This window comes from Actinacidiphila yeochonensis CN732, assembly GCF_000745345.1.
Classification (GTDB): domain Bacteria; phylum Actinomycetota; class Actinomycetes; order Streptomycetales; family Streptomycetaceae; genus Actinacidiphila; species Actinacidiphila yeochonensis.
Genome location: NZ_JQNR01000005.1, coordinates 2,017,266 through 2,032,404, shown reverse-complemented (window position 1 = coordinate 2,032,404; position 15,139 = coordinate 2,017,266). Strand labels below are relative to the sequence as shown.

The window sequence follows — 15,139 nt, the reverse complement described above, 5'->3', positions numbered from 1 at the left end:
CGGACGGGCCGCCCCTCGGGGGGTCGTGGCCGTCACATCCCCGTCACCAACGGTCCGAACATCCAGTAATCGGAGAATCCGATTACCTATCAGACGTGCGACGGCAGAGGGGTGTTGAAGGCCGCACACGACCCCTCGCGGGCCCGATCCGACCAGACGTCAGTCCCCGAATGTCAGTGCCTCCCCCTACCGTCGGTGGTCATGGAGACGGAAACGCGGTGGACCGCGGACCAAGTGCTCGGGCTCGCGCCTGACGCCGCATCGCAGAAGGCCGGCGGCAAGCTCGCCACGCCCGCGCCGTGGTCCGGCACGGGCGCCGCTGGCACGGCGGTGTGGGGGCTGTGCAAGGGCAGCGGCAGGACGCCGTACCAGACCGTCGTGGACACCCGCGGCCCCGCGTACCGCTGCACCTGCCCGAGCCGGAAGTTCCCGTGCAAGCACGCGCTGGCGCTGCTGCTGCTGTGGGCCGAAGGGGCGAAGGGGCCGATACCGGCGGCCGGTCCGGCCGGCGGGGAGCCGGAGTGGGTGGCCGAGTGGGTCGCGGCGCGGCGGCAGAAGGACGAGCGGGCGCGCCAGGCGGAGCCGGGCGGGGAGTCGTCCCGCAGGTCCGGCCCGGCCGACACCGAGGCGGCTCGACGCCGTGCCGAGCAGCGCGCGGTGCGGGTCGAGGGCGGCGCGAGCGAGCTGGAGCAGCGGCTGGTCGACCTGCTGCGCGGCGGGCTGGCCGGTGCCGACCGCGACGGGATGCGGCCGTTCGACGAGACGGCCGCGCGGATGGTGGACGCCCAGGCACCGGGCCTGGCCGCGCGGGTGCGGGAGCTCGGCTCCACGGCGGCGTCGGGCGGCGACTGGCCGGCCCGGATGCTGGAGGAGGCGGCGCTGCTGCACCTTCTGGCCAAGGGCTTCCTCGGCCGGGAGGCGCTGCCGGAGCCGCTGGTGGACACCGTCCGCACCCGGGTGGGCTTCACCGTCGACGCGGCCGAGGTACTGGCCGGCCCGCGGGTGCGCGGGCGGTGGCTGGTAGCCGCCCGCTACGACACGGCCGACGACCGGCTGACGACCCGCCGGGTGTGGCTGCGCGAGGAGGGGTCGGGCCAGTGCGCCCTGGTGCTCAGCTTCGGAGCGGCCGGCCGCGCCCCCGAACTCGCACTGCCGGTGGGCGTGGTGCTGGACGGCGAGGTGGCCTTCCACCGGGCCGCCGTGCCGCTGCGCGTCGAGCTGGGCCCGCACCGTGTCGAGGCGGCCGTCTCGGACGTGCCCGTCGGGACCGGCGTCGGGGCGGCGCTCGACGCCTACGGGGACGCGCTCGCCCACGACCCGTGGCTGGACGCCTGGCCGGTGCTGCTGAGCGGCGTCGTACCGGTGCCGGGCCGGGAGCGGTGGCAGCTGGCGGACGCGGAGAGCCCGGACGCGGTGCCGGTCGTCGGCCCGGCCCCCTGGCGGCTGGCCGCGCTCTCCGGGGGCGGGCCGCTGACCGTCTTCGCCGAACTGACGCCGGTGGGGGCGCGCCCGCTGACCGCGTGGGCGTCCCCCATACCGACGCCCCTGGCGGCGTGACACCACCGCCACGGCCTGCCCGAGGTCCAAGGCGCCGGTCGCGCGACCTTCGTCTGCCGCCGGCGATGCCGCTGCGGGCCGCACGCCCCGGGTCCGCTGCGGTGCGGCAGGGCTGCGGACGGCGGGTGACGGGCAACGGGCAACGGGTGACGGGCGGAAGCGCCGGGGCACGCCCAGGCAGTGCCCGGGGCGGGCGGTGGAACGAGAGGGCACGGCGGCCGCCGCTGCCGGGCGGGGCGCGGGTCCGTCGTGAGCGGTTCAGGAACGAGACAGGTCAGCCGGATAAGGAAGCGGACGCGGGGAGGACGCGGTGAGCGTGGCGTGGGAGGAGCTGGTCGGCAGTGCGCTGCTGGGCACGGAGCGGCGCCGGCCGCCCGGGGTGGTGGGTGACGCCGAGGAGGCCGCCGAGGCGTTGCTGGACGCCGCGGCCGAGAGCGTGCTGCGGCGCCGCGCGGGGGTGCGCCCCGCCGCGGTCGCGGCCCGGCCACGGAAGGCGGTCCCCGATCCGCGGCCGCTGCCACCCCCGGCGGCCCGGCGGCGGCTGGCGACGATGGTGGCCGACGGCGGCCGGGGCCGCTCGGGTGGCGGCCCCAACCTCGGCGAGCTGCTGCCGCAGTGGTTGGCCGCGGCCGTCGGGCACGGCTACGCGGCGCCGCCGGAGCTGCTGCCGGCGCTGCTGGACACCGCGCGGGCCCGCACCGACCTGCGGCCGGACACGCTGGCCTTCGCCGGCCCGCGGGCGCTGTGGCTCGCCGAGCTCAACCCCGACTGGCGGTTCGCGCTGCGCGCGGGTGGCGGTGGCCCGGCCGCGGCCGGGGCGCTGGACGACGATGTGGCGCGCGGGCGGCTGTGGGAGGAGGGGCTGTTCGCCGAACGGGTGGCGCTGCTGACGGCGATGCGCCGCTCGACCCCGGCGGGCGCGCTGGCGATGCTCATGTCGACGTGGCGCACCGAGCGGGCCGAGGACCGGCTGATGTTCGTCGACGCCCTGCGCACCGGGCTGTCGGCGGCCGACGAGCCGTTCCTGGAGCAGGCCCTGGCCGACCGCAGCCGGAACGTGCGGGCCACGGCCGCCGAGCTGCTGTCGGCGCTCCCGGACTCCGCGCTGGCCGGGCGGATGGCCGCCCGCGCCCGCGCGTGCGTCTCGCTCGGGCCGGGCGGCATCACCGTCGAGGCGCCCCACGCCTGCGACGCGGGGATGGAGCGGGACGGGGTGGTCGCCAAGCCGCCCGCCGGCCGCGGCGAGCGGTCGTGGTGGCTGGGCCAGCTGGCGGACGCGGCGCCGCTGGCCACCTGGACCGAGCGGCTCGGCGGGCACACCCCGGAGGAGATCGTCGCGCTGCCGGTGCTCGACGACTGGCTGCCGGACCTGCACGCGGCCTGGTGCCGTGCGGCGGTGCGGCAGCGGGACACCGCGTGGGCTCGGGCGCTGCTGGGGCCGCCGCCGTCCGCGGCGGCCGCCGTCGCGCCGGCCGGCGACCCGGCGAAGCTGCTGGCGGTGCTGCCCGAGCCGGAGCGAGCCGCCTGGGTGGCCCGGTTCGTGGCGGCCAACGGCCTGTCCGACGCGTTCCAGATGCTCGGCGTCTGCGCGGTGCCGTGGAGCGGCCCGCTGGGCCAGGCGGTGGTCGACGCGCTCGACATAGCCCGCGACGGCGGCAGCTACCCGTGGAGCTTCAGCGGCGTGATGGGGCTGGCCGAACGCTGCCTCGATCCGACCGCCACCGACCACGTGGCCGTTCTGGGTGCGGCCACCGAGGAGGGGCCGAACGGGTCACCCGGCGCGGGCGCCTACTGGGCCGAGGCGTTCCAGCGGCTCGCCGCCACGCTGCGGCTGCGCGCGCTGATGCTCGCGGAGCTGGCCGGCGAGGACACGCCGTAGGACGCCGCCCGGCAGCTCGGAGCCACCCGGTGCCGCGCCCCTGGCCACGGCACCGGGCCCGCGCCCGCACCGGGCGTCCTGGAACGACAACGCCAATGACAGGGCGGAACAGCGGCAAGGCCCGCAAAGGGCTCGCAAGGACCCGCAAGGGCTTCAAGGGGCCTACCTGGCCGTCAGGCGGCCCCTACCCCCACGTTGTCGTTCACCCAGGTGACGACGGTGCCGGTGGGCGTGCCCGGGGTGAAGATCTCGGCCACGCCGAGCTCCTTGAGGGGGGCGATGTCCGCCTCGGGGATGATGCCGCCGCCGAAGACCTTGATGTCCTCGGCGTCCCGCTCGCGCAGCAGCTCGATCACCCGGGCGAAGAGCGTCATGTGGGCGCCGGACAGGATGGAGAGGCCGATCGCGTCGGCGTCCTCCTGGAGGGCGGTGCCCACGATCTGTTCGGGCGTCTGGTGGAGGCCGGTGTAGATGACCTCCATGCCGGCGTCGCGCAGCGCCCGCGCGATCACCTTCGCTCCCCGGTCATGACCGTCGAGCCCCGGCTTGGCGACAACCACGCGAATCGGTCCGGACACGCCCATCTCTGCCTCCACGGTGCGGCGCGCGGCCGCTCACAGGGCCGGGGATGGGGACGGTGCCGGCCGCACCGGAGGCATGCGCAGCTGGGCCTTCGGCATGCCGCGTGAACGAACGTTATCGCTCCGTCCGGCAGGCCGGACGGTTTTACGTCGGCGAGAGGGGGAAATCACAGAACGGGACACATTCGGAACGGCCGGGGCCGCCCGGAGCCGTCGGCGAGGGACACGCCGCACGGTGCGGGAACGCCCGGTACGCGCCATGAGAGCCGCCGGCGGGACTCCGTACGCCGCCCCCGAGCCACGGGGAAGGGACTGCGGGCCCGCTCCGGCTCCCGCTGAGGGCACCCGGATCGACGCCGACCCGGGTGCCGCGACGGGAGGTGGGCGATGGCCGCCCATACGTCGACCCAATCGCCCGAAGCCGCGCCGAGCCCCCGGCCGGAGCCAGAGCCGGAACCCGCGCCCGGCGGCAGCCGGTGGGAGCAGCTCACCCACCTGCCGGCGGCACTGTGGAGCAACCACGGCGCCGAACTGGCCCGGGTCACCGCCATCGACCTGGCCGTCCTCGCGGGCCACCTGCTGCTCTACCCGACCGGCATCCTGCCCGAGCGGGCCGACGGCCCACCGCCGGACCCGCCGCGCACCGGCGAGGGTCCGGAAGGCGACCGGCCCGCCGCCGTCACCCCGGCCTTCCCGCCCGCCGGCGAGCGGGCGCACCCACCGGTGCTGCTGCTGCACGGCTTCGTGGACAACCGCTCGGCCTTCGCCCTGCTGCGCCGCTCGCTGCGGCGGCACGGCTGGGACCGGGTGCAGGCGCTGAACTACTCTCCGCTCACCGGCGATATCCGCAACGCGGCGGCGATGCTCGGCCCGCACATCGAGCAGGTGTGCGCCCAGTCCGGCCATCCCCGGGTCGACATCGTCGGTCACAGCCTGGGCGGCCTGGTCGCCCGGTACTACGTACAGCGCCTCGGCGGCGACGCCAGGGTGCGCACCCTGGTCACCATGGGCACCCCGCACGCGGGCACCCGGGCGGTGCCGGCCTTGGCGCCGCATCCGCTGGCCCGGCAGATGCGGCCGGGCTCCGAGGTGCTGCGGGAGCTGGCCGGGCCCGCGCAGGGCTGCCGCACCCGGTTCGTGGCCTTCTGGAGCGACCTGGACCAGCTGATGATCCCGGTGGAGTCCGCGCGACTGGACCACCCGGACCTCCTGGTGCAGAACGTCAAGGTCAGCGGGATCGGCCACCTCTCACTGCCGGTCCACGGATCGGTTGCGGCGGAGGTGCGGCGGGCCCTGAGCGGAGCCGGTTCGCTGCGCGAGGCGATCGACGCCGCATAACGGACACATAACGGTCGAATATCGACCGAACACCGGGCAAGGCGGGCGGCGTGTTCCGTGAGGAGATTGTCCGCACCCCGCGCGGAGGACTACAGTCGCCGCTGATTCTCCTGCTGCCTAGGCGAAAGAGAAGCTGGCGGTGAACCAACGTCACCCGTCGGAGTACTCCTCCGACTACGACGCGCACGCGTACGGCGCCTATTCCCAGGGCCACCACCCGGCCAGCGGCATCATGTACGCGGACGACGCGACCGGCAGCCATGCCTTCGTCCCGCAGCAGCCGGTGCCCTACGACCAGGCGTACGACTACGGTCACGCGCCCGGGTACGGCCAGACCGGTACAGCGTGGGAGACCGGCTTCCAGCCGGCCGTCGACCCCTACCCGCAGAACGCCGGGTACCAGCAGCAGCCGTCCTACGAGGCTGCCGCGTCCTACTACGACACCGGCACCTACGCCGCCGGCACGCTGTGGCACGGCGACCCCGAGCCGCGGACAGCCGTCCAGCCCTCCGTACCGGTGCACGACATGCCGGTGCCCGAGTGGGACTCGGGCGCCTACCCCGCCTACGGCTACGGCTACGGAACCGGCGGCGACACCGGGACGTACGAACGGGTCACCGGGTACGTCGCGGTCAACGGCGGGGGCACGGCCCCGCAGCCCGGCGCCGGGTACGACACCGCCGCGGGCACCGCCGCGTACGGCGCCACCGTGTACGGGAGCGCCGCCACCGGCGTCTTCGACACCGGCACGTTCGACACCACCGCCTTCGACACCGGCACGTTCAACCCCGGCACGTTCAACCCCGGGGCGTTCCACGCCACCCCGTTCGACACCGGAACCTTCGACACCGGAACCTTCGACACCGGCACGTTCAGCACCGGCACGTTCAGCACCGGCACGTTCAGCACCGGTGCGTACAACAGCGGCGCGTTCGGCGTGGCGGCCCCCGTCCCCGGCTCCTTCGGCGGGCCGCAACCGTCGGACGGACCGGACGCCGTGGACGCCACGGGCGTGCTGGGCACCTCGAACCTCCTTGACGACGCCGACGACGACGTGTTCGGCGCCGGCGGCCACGAGGCGGAGGTGCGGCACGACTTCGCCGCCGACGGTTCGACGACGGTGCATAGCCGCCGCCGGGGCGGCAAGCGCGCGCTGTTCGGCGTGCCGGTACCGTCCGTGGCCGCGCTCAGCGTGGCGGCGGTGGGGGCCGCGGCGATCGGCGGTGTGGGGATGGCGCAGGAGTCCTCCTCGAACACCACCGCCGGCGGCTCCGTCAAGGCGCCCACCACCCAGCTGGACCGCCAGCTGTCGGGGGTGAGCCAGGACGCCGACGACTTCGCCGCGCGGGCCAGCCGCTCGCAGGAGCGGGTCGACCTCAAGGACCGCCAGGAGGCCGCCAAGCAGGCGGCGGCGGCCGCCGCCGCGCGCAAGGAGGCGCTGCGGCCGAAGTTCGTCCTGCCGGTCAAGCAGAAGGGGCTCAGCGCCTACTTCGGCCAGTCGGGCGAGCACTGGATGGCGCTGCACACCGGCATCGACTTCCCCGTACAGGTCGGCACGCCGGTGATGGCCGTGACCGACGGCACCGTGCGCACCCAGTGGGACAGCTCCTACGGCAACATGGCCATCGTCACGGCGCCGGACGGCACGGAGACCTGGTACTGCCACCTGAGCAGCACCAAGATCCGCTCGGGCAAGGTGAAGGCGGGCACCGTGATCGCCTACTCCGGCAACACCGGCAACACCACCGGGCCGCACCTGCACCTGGAGGTCCGCCCCAACGGCGGCTCCCCCATCGACCCGCTCAAGTGGCTGCTGGCCCACGGCCTCGACCCTCGCTGACCCCGGGTGCGGCCCAGCCGGACCCACGCCAACCCCCCGAGGGGCGGCCCAGCCGCACCGCCCGCACCGGGACACGAGCCCGCACCGGGACGGACGTCCGGGACCACGGCCGAGCCGCCGGGGCTGTCACCCCGCCGGAAGGCCCCGGCGCTCCCCTCCGCTCCCCGCCGCCCCTGAGGACGGCGGGGGTCGGCGGGGGTCGGCGGAGGCGGGTGTCAGCGCCTCAGAGCTTCTCCACCGGCGCGTACCGCAGCAGCAGCTGCTTGGGACGCTCGTCGCCGAAGTCGATGGTCGCCTTCTCGTCGCCCGGCCGCCCCGTCACGGAGAGGACGGTGCCGAGGCCGAACTGGTCGTGGGTGACCCGGTCGCCGACCGCGAGGGAGATGGCCGGCCGGTCCGTGGCGGACCGGCGGGTGGCGAAGCCGCGGCTGCCCCCGCGGGCGGCGACCGCGGAGGCCAGTGAGGCGGCGGCCTTGCCCACCGGATCGGAGCCGGCGGACGACCTGGAGGGTGACACCGCCGCGGCGCCGGTGCGCTTCCATTCGATGAGCGGACCCGGGATCTCCTCTAGGAACCGGGAGGGCGGGTTGTAGGAGGGCTGTCCCCAGGCGCTGCGCATCACCGAACGGGTGAGGTACAGGCGCTCACGGGCACGGGTGATGCCGACGTACGCCAGCCGCCGCTCCTCCTCCAGCTCCTTGGTCTGGCCGAGGGAGCGTGCGTGCGGGAAGACGCCGTCCTCCATGCCGGTGAGGAACACCACAGGGAACTCCAGGCCCTTGGCGGTGTGCAGGGTCATCAGGGTGATGACGCCGCCGCTCTCCTCGTCGTCGTCCGGGATCTGGTCGGAGTCGGCCACCAGGGCGACCCGCTCCAGGAACTCCGCGAGTGAGCCGGGCTCCTCGCCGGCCCGCTCCTGCTCGAACTCCAGGGCGACGGCCGCCAGCTCCTGGAGGTTCTCCACTCGCGTCTCGTCCTGCGGATCGGTGGAGTTCTGCAGCTCCGCCAGGTAGCCGGTGCGTTCGAGGACGGCCTCCAGGACCACGGCCGGGCCGGCGCCGGACTCGACCACCGTGCGCAGCTCGTCCATCAGCGTGTTGAACCGCTTGACGGCGTTGGCGGAGCGGGCGGCCATGCCGTACGCCTCGTCGACCCGGCGCAGCGCCTGCGGGAAGGAGATCTTCTCGCGCAGCGCCAGCGCCTCGATCATGGCCTCGGCGCGGTCGCCGATGCCGCGCTTGGGCACGTTGAGGATGCGCCGCAGCGGCACCCCGTCCTCGGGGTTGGCCAGCACCCTCAGGTAGGCCAGGACGTCCCGGACCTCGCGGCGCTCGTAGAAGCGGACGCCGCCGACGACCTTGTACGGCAGGCCGACGCGGATGAAGACCTCTTCGAAGACGCGGGACTGCGCGTTGGTGCGGTAGAAGACGGCGACGTCGCCGGGCCGGGCCTGGTCCGCGTCGGTGAGCCGGTCGATCTCGTCGGCGACGTACTGCGCCTCGTCGTGCTCCTGGTCGGAGACGTACCCGGTGATCACCGGGCCGCTGCCGGCCTCGGTCCACAGGTTCTTCGCGCGGCGCCCCTCGTTGCGTTCGATGACGGCGTTGGCCGCGTCGAGGATGGTCTGGGTGGAGCGGTAGTTCTGCTCCAGCAGGATGGTGCGCGCCTGCGGGTAGTCCTCCTCGAACTGGAGGATGTTGCGGATGGTGGCGCCGCGGAAGGCGTAGATCGACTGGTCGGCGTCGCCGACCACGCACAGTTCGGCGGGCGGCAGCACCGGGGCGCCGTCGCCGGCCTCCGCCCCGGGGGCCGGCGCCGTGCCCACCAGCTCGCGCACCAGGGTGTACTGGGCGTGGTTGGTGTCCTGGTACTCGTCGACGAGGACGTGCCGGAACCGGCGCCGGTAGTGCTCGGCGACGTCCGGGAACGCCTGGAGCAGGTTGACGGTGGTCATGATGATGTCGTCGAAGTCCAGGGCGTTGGCCTCGCGCAGCCGTGCCTGGTACATCGAGTACGCCTCGGCGAGCTTCTTCTCGAAGGCACCGGCGGAGGCGGCCGCGGCCCGGTCGGCGTACGTCTCCTCGTCGACCAGCTCGTTCTTGAGGTTGGACACCTGGGCGCTGAAGGACTTCGGCGGGAACTGCTTGGGGTCCAGGTCCAGGTCGCGGCAGACCAGCGCCATCAGGCGGCGCGCGTCGGTGGCGTCGTAGATGGAGAACGACGAGGTGAAGCCGAGCACCTTGGACTCGCGGCGCAGGATGCGGACGCACGCGCTGTGGAAGGTGGACACCCACATGCTGTTCGCGCGCGGCCCCACCAGCTGCTCGACGCGCTCCTTCATCTCGCCGGCGGCCTTGTTGGTGAAGGTGATGGCGAGGATGGAGCCGGGGTGGACGTGCCGGGCGCCCAGCAGGTGGGCGATCCGGTGGGTGAGCACCCTGGTCTTTCCGGAGCCGGCGCCGGCGACGATGAGCAGGGGGCTGCCCTGGTGCTCGACGGCGGCGCGCTGGTTCTCGTTGAGCCCCTCCAGCAGTTGTGCGGGGTCGGCGACGGGACGGGGCGCGCCGTCCCGGTAGTGCGCGTCCCGCTCCGGCGGGGGTCCGTCGAACCGGCCCTGGAAGAGGTCGTGCGGGAACTCCTCGCCGCCCCCCGTGCCGCTCTCCTCGGGGGGCGGGGGTGCTCGGCTCCGGCGGCCGGGGGGGCCGCTTCCAGACGGGCCAGGAAGTCGTCGTCAAAGAGGCTGCTCATCGCCTCACGAGTCTAGGCGCCCCGGCCGACACTCCACCCGGAGTCCGCGCAGCCCGGTCCTCCGGGCCGATCCCGGCGGCTGGTCCTCGGAAGCACGGCAGCCCGAGATGCACGCTCGGTGACCTCGGGTCCCGGATTCCGCGACGGCGACGATATGACGAAACGGTATCGGGAGTAGTCGGACATCGCCCTTCCCTTGGGCCACGGCCGTTGACTACGGTTCCGCACCAGCCGGAGTCGGCGCCGTCCGAGAGGAGTCCGACCGTATGGCGACGCACCGCAAGGCCCGCCCGCCGCTACTGAGCGCTCCCGGTCCGCGTACGGCGGCCGGGCTCACCACCGCCGCCCTGGCGACGGTGACGCTCCTCAGCGAGAGCGCCGGCGCGACCCCCGCCCCCAGCGGCCCGGTCCAGCCGGCGATCTCGAAGGTGAAGGCGCGGGTGGACGCGCTGACCCATCAGGCCGAGGTGGCGACCGACCACTACAACGCGGCCAAGGAGCAGACCGACCAGCAGAAGGCCGAGGTCGACAAGCTGCTCGCGCAGGTCGCCCAGAAGACGGCCAGGATGAACGCCTCGCGGCAGCTGCTCGGCGAGTACGCGGCGGCCCAGTACCGCGACGGCGGCGACCTGACCACCACCCGGTACCTCATGTCGGACAGCCCCGGGGACCTGGCGGACGCCGCCCACCTGGCCACCGTGCTCGGTCAGCGGCAGCAGGCGGCCGTGCGGGGCTACCAGGCGCAGCAGGTGTCCGCGGCCAGGCAGCGGATGGCCGCGGCCAAGGCCCTGACCGCTCTGACGGCCAAGCAGGCGCAGCTGACAAGCGCCAAGAAGGACGTGCAGACCGACCTCTCCGCCGCACAGAAGCTGCTCAACAGCCTCAACGCGCAGGAGAAGAAGCAGCTCGCGGAGCTGGCCGCCAAGCAGGAGGCCCTGGCGCGCGCGAAGGCGGAGAAGCTCGCCAAGGCGGCACAGCTCGCGGCGTTGCGGAAGGCAGCGGCCGCAAGCTCCGACGCACCCGTCACGAGCTCCTCCGACTCGTCGGCCGCCACCCAGGCCATCGCGTTCGCCAGGGCCCAGCTGGGCAAGCCGTACGTCTGGGGCGCGACCGGCCCGGACTCCTACGACTGCTCGGGGCTGACCCAGGCCGCCTACAAGGCCGCCGGGGTGGACCTGCCGCGCACCACCTACGACCAGGTGGACGTGGGCACGAGGGTGTCCGAGTCCGACCTCCAGCCGGGCGACCTGATCTTCTTCAACAGCGACGTCAGCCACGTGGGGCTGTACATCGGCGACGGCGAGATGATCCACGCCCCGCACACCGGCACGGTGGTCAAGATCGCCCCGATCACCGAGATGCCCTTCTACGCGGCGGTCCACCCGTACTGATCACCGAAGATCACTATGCCCGTTTGCAACCACCTTATACGGGTTAAATCATAAGATCACAAAGCGATCTCGGTCACATTGCGATCCAAAACCCCCGAGGGGTGGCGAACTTGGCTACGGTAGCCCGCTAGGTGGCACGTCCTCCGCCGGCGACAGGCCCGGCACCGCGCCGCCTCCGCCTAATCCGGCCGACGGCCGGAGCCGGGGACCCAGGAGCACTTGGGGTGAATCGGGCGGGCGCCTTGCGGCGTCCGACCGTAGGGCGACCTCCGCGTCCGAACCCGTCAGCTAACCCGGTCGGCGGTCCACGGAAGGAGTCGCCTCCTTGGCGTCGCACCGCAAACCGCGCCCGCGCATGCTCACGTCCGCCGGCTCCCGGGCGGCAGTCGGCATCACGTCGGCGGCCCTGGCCTCGTTCACCCTGATGAGCGAGACGGCGAACGCGGCGCCCGCGAAGCCGACGATCAGCCAGGTCAAGAAGGAGATCGACACCCTCAACCAGCAGGCCGAGGTGGCGACCCAGCAGTACGACCAGGCCAAGGAGAAGACGGCCACCCAGCGCACGGCGACCAACCAGCTGCTGGCTCAGGTCGCCACCAAGACCCAGAAGATGAACGACTCGCGGCGCGTCCTGGGCGAGTTCGCGGAACAGCAGTACCGCGACGGCGGCATCGACCAGACCACACAGCTGCTCTTCTCCGACGACCCGGAGGGCTTCCTCTCCCAGTCGCACATGCTGGACCGGCTCACGGGAACCGCCCAGGCAGCCCTCAAGAACTTCACCCAGCAGCAGCAGGAGGCGTCACTCCAGCGGGCGAAGGCGTCCGAGAGCCTCAAGGAGCTCACCGACGCGCAGAGCAAGCTGGCCACGCAGAAGAAGAACGTCCAGGCCAAGCTCGCCGCCGCCCAGAAGGTGCTCAACGGCCTCAACGCCGCGCAGCGCGCCAAGCTCGCCGCCATGCAGCCGAAGGCCGCCTCAACCTCGGGCTCCTCGACCTACACGTACAACGGACCCGCGTCGGGCCGCGCCGCCGCGGCCATCGCGTTCGCCCTGGACCAGCGCGGCAAGCCGTACCTCTCCGGTGCCACCGGGCCCAACGCCTACGACTGCTCCGGACTGACCCAGGCCGCCTACAGGGCAGCCGGCATCAGCATCGGCCGCACCACCTGGGACCAGGTCAAGGACGGCACCGCCGTCTCCGAGGCCGACCTGCGCCCCGGCGACCTGGTGTTCTTCTACTCCGGCATCAGCCACGTGGGCATCTACCTCGGCAACGGCGAGGTCGTGCACTCGCCCCACACGGGTGCGACGGTGGAGGTCGCGCCCATGAGCTGGATGCCCTTCGCCGCCGCCCGCCGCATCGCCTGAGCAGAGCTGGCTGGCTGGCTGACTGACGGGCTGAGCAGTCGGGCTGAGCAGTCGGGCAGAGCGGCCCCTCGGCCCGTGGCCGGCCGCCGCAGCCGTGTGAAGTGGGCCTGAGCCCCCGGAGCAGGGGGGCTCAGGTCCAGAGCAGCGCGATGAAGATGTTGACGACGGTCAGGCCGCCGACCGCCGCGAACACCCGCGTGTCGACCTTCTCCTCCTCGCGCTGGACGTAGACCAGGCCGAGGATGACGATCAGCACGGCGAGCTTGACGCCGATCTTGGCCATGTCGGGGTGGCGGCCGTCCGCGTCCAGCAGTCCGACCATGAGCAGGCCGGTGACCAGCATCGTCCCGGCGCCGTAGAGCATGCCGGGCACGAAGCGCGGCGCGACCGCGCCCGGGCCGGCCATGGCCCTGAGCTGGGTGAGGAACCCGCCCAGCAGCGCGGCTATGCCGATGATGTGCAGGCCGACGAAGACGTTGATAAGCGTGTCCATAACGCCGTTCACCCTAGCCTCGCCTCCTTCCGGACCCGCCGGGCGGTCCCGGGCCGTGCGGGCAGGGCGCTCGGACACCGGCTGACGCGCCACAGAAGCCCGCCGGGAACCACCGTTCTCGGCCGGCGGCCGTCGGCTCACGGCCGGGGCTCACGTCTCACGGCAGGGGCTCATGGCCCGCCCGCCGGGGGCTCGCGCCTCGCGCCTCCCGCGTACGGGGGCATGCGGAGGGGGCGTACGGAGGAGGCGGACAGAGGCACCCGCCAGGGGCACACCGAGAGGCCGCGCCCGCGCACGCCCGGCCTTTCGATCGGCGGCAGACGCGATCCGGGCAGGTCACCCGTCGAACGGCGATCGCGTCCGGTCACTCCCGGTGGAGTTCGCGCAGTCCCGGTCACCTCGCCCGGATGCCGTCCGGGGCCGGGTTAGCGTCTGCTGCCAGGTGACCGATCCCATCGCCGCCCTGCCGGCGGCGGGTCGCCTCCGCCGAAGTCCGGCGGCGCTGTGTCCCCCGTGCACGCGCCGCCGGATTTCCCTGACGAAGGAGTGACGGCCGCATGGCCTCGCACCGACGCCGCGCCGCCGCTCCGGCGGCGCGAGCCCCCGCACCTCCCGTTCCCCCGCGGCGCCGGCCTCCCCCCGGGCGCCGCACCCGGCCCGGCACGGCACGCCGCGGCCGGCAGGCCCTCCCGCGCCGCGGCCGGTGCGCGGGCCGCACTCTGCCTCGCGCTCGCCTCCGCCGCGTCCTGGGGCCTGCTCGGCGAGACCGCTCACGCCGCGCCGCAGCCCGCCCCCGAATCGGCCGGGGCCAAGGTGGCCGACCTCTACCAGCAGGCGGAGGAGGCCACCCAGCGGTACGACGGCGCCCACCAGAAGGCCGACGACGACGCCGCCGAGGTCACCGCGCTCCAGGGCGAACTGGCCCGCAAGACCGCCGCCATGAACTCCACCCGGGACCAGCTCGGGGTGGTCGCGGCCGCGCAGTACCGCACCGGCACGCTGGACCCCGCGCTCCAGTTCGCGTTGAGCGCCTCGCCGGAGGACTACCTCGAACAGTCCGGATACCTCGACCGGCTGGGTTCACGGCAGAGCGCCGTCCTGTCCCGGCTGGCGGGGCAGCGGCGGGACATCGAGCAGACCCGGGCCGAGGCCGCGGGCCGACTCGCCCGACTGCGCGCGGCCCAGAGCACCCTCGCCGACCGCAAGAAGGACGCCGCGGTGAAGCTGCACGCGGCCCAGGCACTGCTGGCCTCCCTCCCGCCCGGGCAGCGCACGGCGATCATCGCGTCCGAGGGCGACACGCCGGACGGCAGCAGCCTCCAGACCGCCGGTGCGGCCGCGCGCCACGGGGCGACCCTGCGAGTCCCGCTGGGCTCGGCGCCCGCGCCCTCGGCCCGCGCCGCGCGAGCCGTGGCCTTCGCCTACCGGGCGATCGGCCTTCCTTACGTCTGGGGTGCGACGGGCCCGAACGCGTACGACTGCTCAGGGCTCACCCAGGCCGCCTGGCGGGCGGCGGGCGTCTCGCTGCCGCGCACCACGTACCAGCAGATCAACGCGGGCACCCGGGTCTCCGAGTCGCAACTGCGCCCCGGTGACCTTGTCTTCTTCTACTCGGGCGTCAGCCACGTGGGCCTCTACATCGGCGACGGCGAGATGATCCACGCCCCGCACCCGGGCGCCGCCGTGCGGATCGCGCCGATCTCCGAGATGCCCATCGCCGGCGCGACACGGCCTGTCTGACCGGTTCCGGCCTCGGGTTCCGGCCTCGGGTTCCGGCCGCAGTTCCAGCCTCGGTTCCGGCCGCAGTTCCGCTCAGCAGGTGTCCGGCGCCAGGCCGGCGTTCCGCTTCTCCGCTGACCGGAAAAGCGGAAAGTGTCGAGATGAAAAGATGAGTAATTGAGAGTTATCCACAGATTTCCGCCATGAGGCATTCCGGCATCTCC

9 protein-coding genes, 1 pseudogene and 1 riboswitch are annotated in these 15,139 nt (G+C 73.7%); of the genes and pseudogenes, 7 read left to right on the top strand and 3 right to left on the bottom strand.

Annotated elements, in window-relative coordinates; genetic code table 11:
• Positions 1-201: 201 nt before the first annotated feature.
• Complete coding sequence (locus BS72_RS20605) at positions 202-1,557, top strand: SWIM zinc finger family protein (RefSeq protein ID WP_037916880.1); 1,356 nt, start codon at positions 202-204, stop codon at positions 1,555-1,557.
• A gap of 310 nt (positions 1,558-1,867) precedes the next feature.
• The gene (locus tag BS72_RS20600; protein ID WP_037912485.1) at positions 1,868-3,436 is read left to right on the top strand and encodes a DUF5691 domain-containing protein; all 1,569 of its coding nucleotides are present in this window, start codon (positions 1,868-1,870) and stop codon (positions 3,434-3,436) included.
• Between the two features lie 173 nt (positions 3,437-3,609).
• Here BS72_RS20600 and BS72_RS20595 read toward each other — a convergent pair whose 3' ends face one another.
• Positions 3,610-4,020, bottom strand: coding sequence for a cobalamin B12-binding domain-containing protein (locus tag BS72_RS20595; protein WP_037912483.1), 411 nt, complete (start codon positions 4,018-4,020; stop codon positions 3,610-3,612).
• 384 nt (positions 4,021-4,404) lie between these two features.
• On the opposite strand from BS72_RS20595, the gene BS72_RS20590 reads away from it, so the two are divergent.
• Together BS72_RS20590 and BS72_RS20585 are read left to right on the top strand one after the other, a co-directional pair.
• Positions 4,405-5,355: an esterase/lipase family protein gene (locus tag BS72_RS20590; protein ID WP_078901500.1), complete on the top strand. Its 951-nt coding sequence runs from the start codon at positions 4,405-4,407 to the stop codon at positions 5,353-5,355.
• Between the two features lie 139 nt (positions 5,356-5,494).
• Positions 5,495-7,195, top strand: a complete 1,701-nt coding sequence (locus BS72_RS20585; protein WP_037912480.1) for a M23 family metallopeptidase — start codon at positions 5,495-5,497, stop codon at positions 7,193-7,195.
• Positions 7,196-7,418: 223 nt separating this feature from the next.
• On the opposite strand, the pseudogene pcrA reads toward BS72_RS20585, so the two are convergent.
• Positions 7,419-9,943, bottom strand: a pseudogene (gene pcrA / locus BS72_RS20580) (DNA helicase PcrA).
• 266 nt (positions 9,944-10,209) lie between these two features.
• Between pcrA and BS72_RS20575 the strand changes: the two are divergent.
• Both BS72_RS20575 and BS72_RS20570 read left to right on the top strand, forming a co-directional pair.
• Positions 10,210-11,334, top strand: a complete 1,125-nt coding sequence (locus BS72_RS20575; RefSeq protein ID WP_037912479.1) for a C40 family peptidase — start codon at positions 10,210-10,212, stop codon at positions 11,332-11,334.
• Between the two features lie 166 nt (positions 11,335-11,500).
• A riboswitch (cyclic di-AMP (ydaO/yuaA leader) is annotated at positions 11,501-11,652 on the top strand.
• Between the two features lie 7 nt (positions 11,653-11,659).
• Entirely contained in the window at positions 11,660-12,703 is a 1,044-nt protein-coding gene (locus tag BS72_RS20570) for a C40 family peptidase (RefSeq protein WP_037912476.1), read from the top strand.
• A gap of 130 nt (positions 12,704-12,833) precedes the next feature.
• Here BS72_RS20570 and BS72_RS20565 read toward each other — a convergent pair whose 3' ends face one another.
• Positions 12,834-13,196, bottom strand: coding sequence for a hypothetical protein (locus tag BS72_RS20565; protein WP_037912473.1), 363 nt, complete (start codon positions 13,194-13,196; stop codon positions 12,834-12,836).
• Between the two features lie 546 nt (positions 13,197-13,742).
• On the opposite strand from BS72_RS20565, the gene BS72_RS20560 reads away from it, so the two are divergent.
• On the top strand, positions 13,743-14,936 hold the full coding sequence (locus tag BS72_RS20560) for a C40 family peptidase (protein WP_078901499.1): 1,194 nt from the start codon (positions 13,743-13,745) through the stop codon (positions 14,934-14,936).
• Positions 14,937-15,139 lie beyond the last annotated feature (203 nt).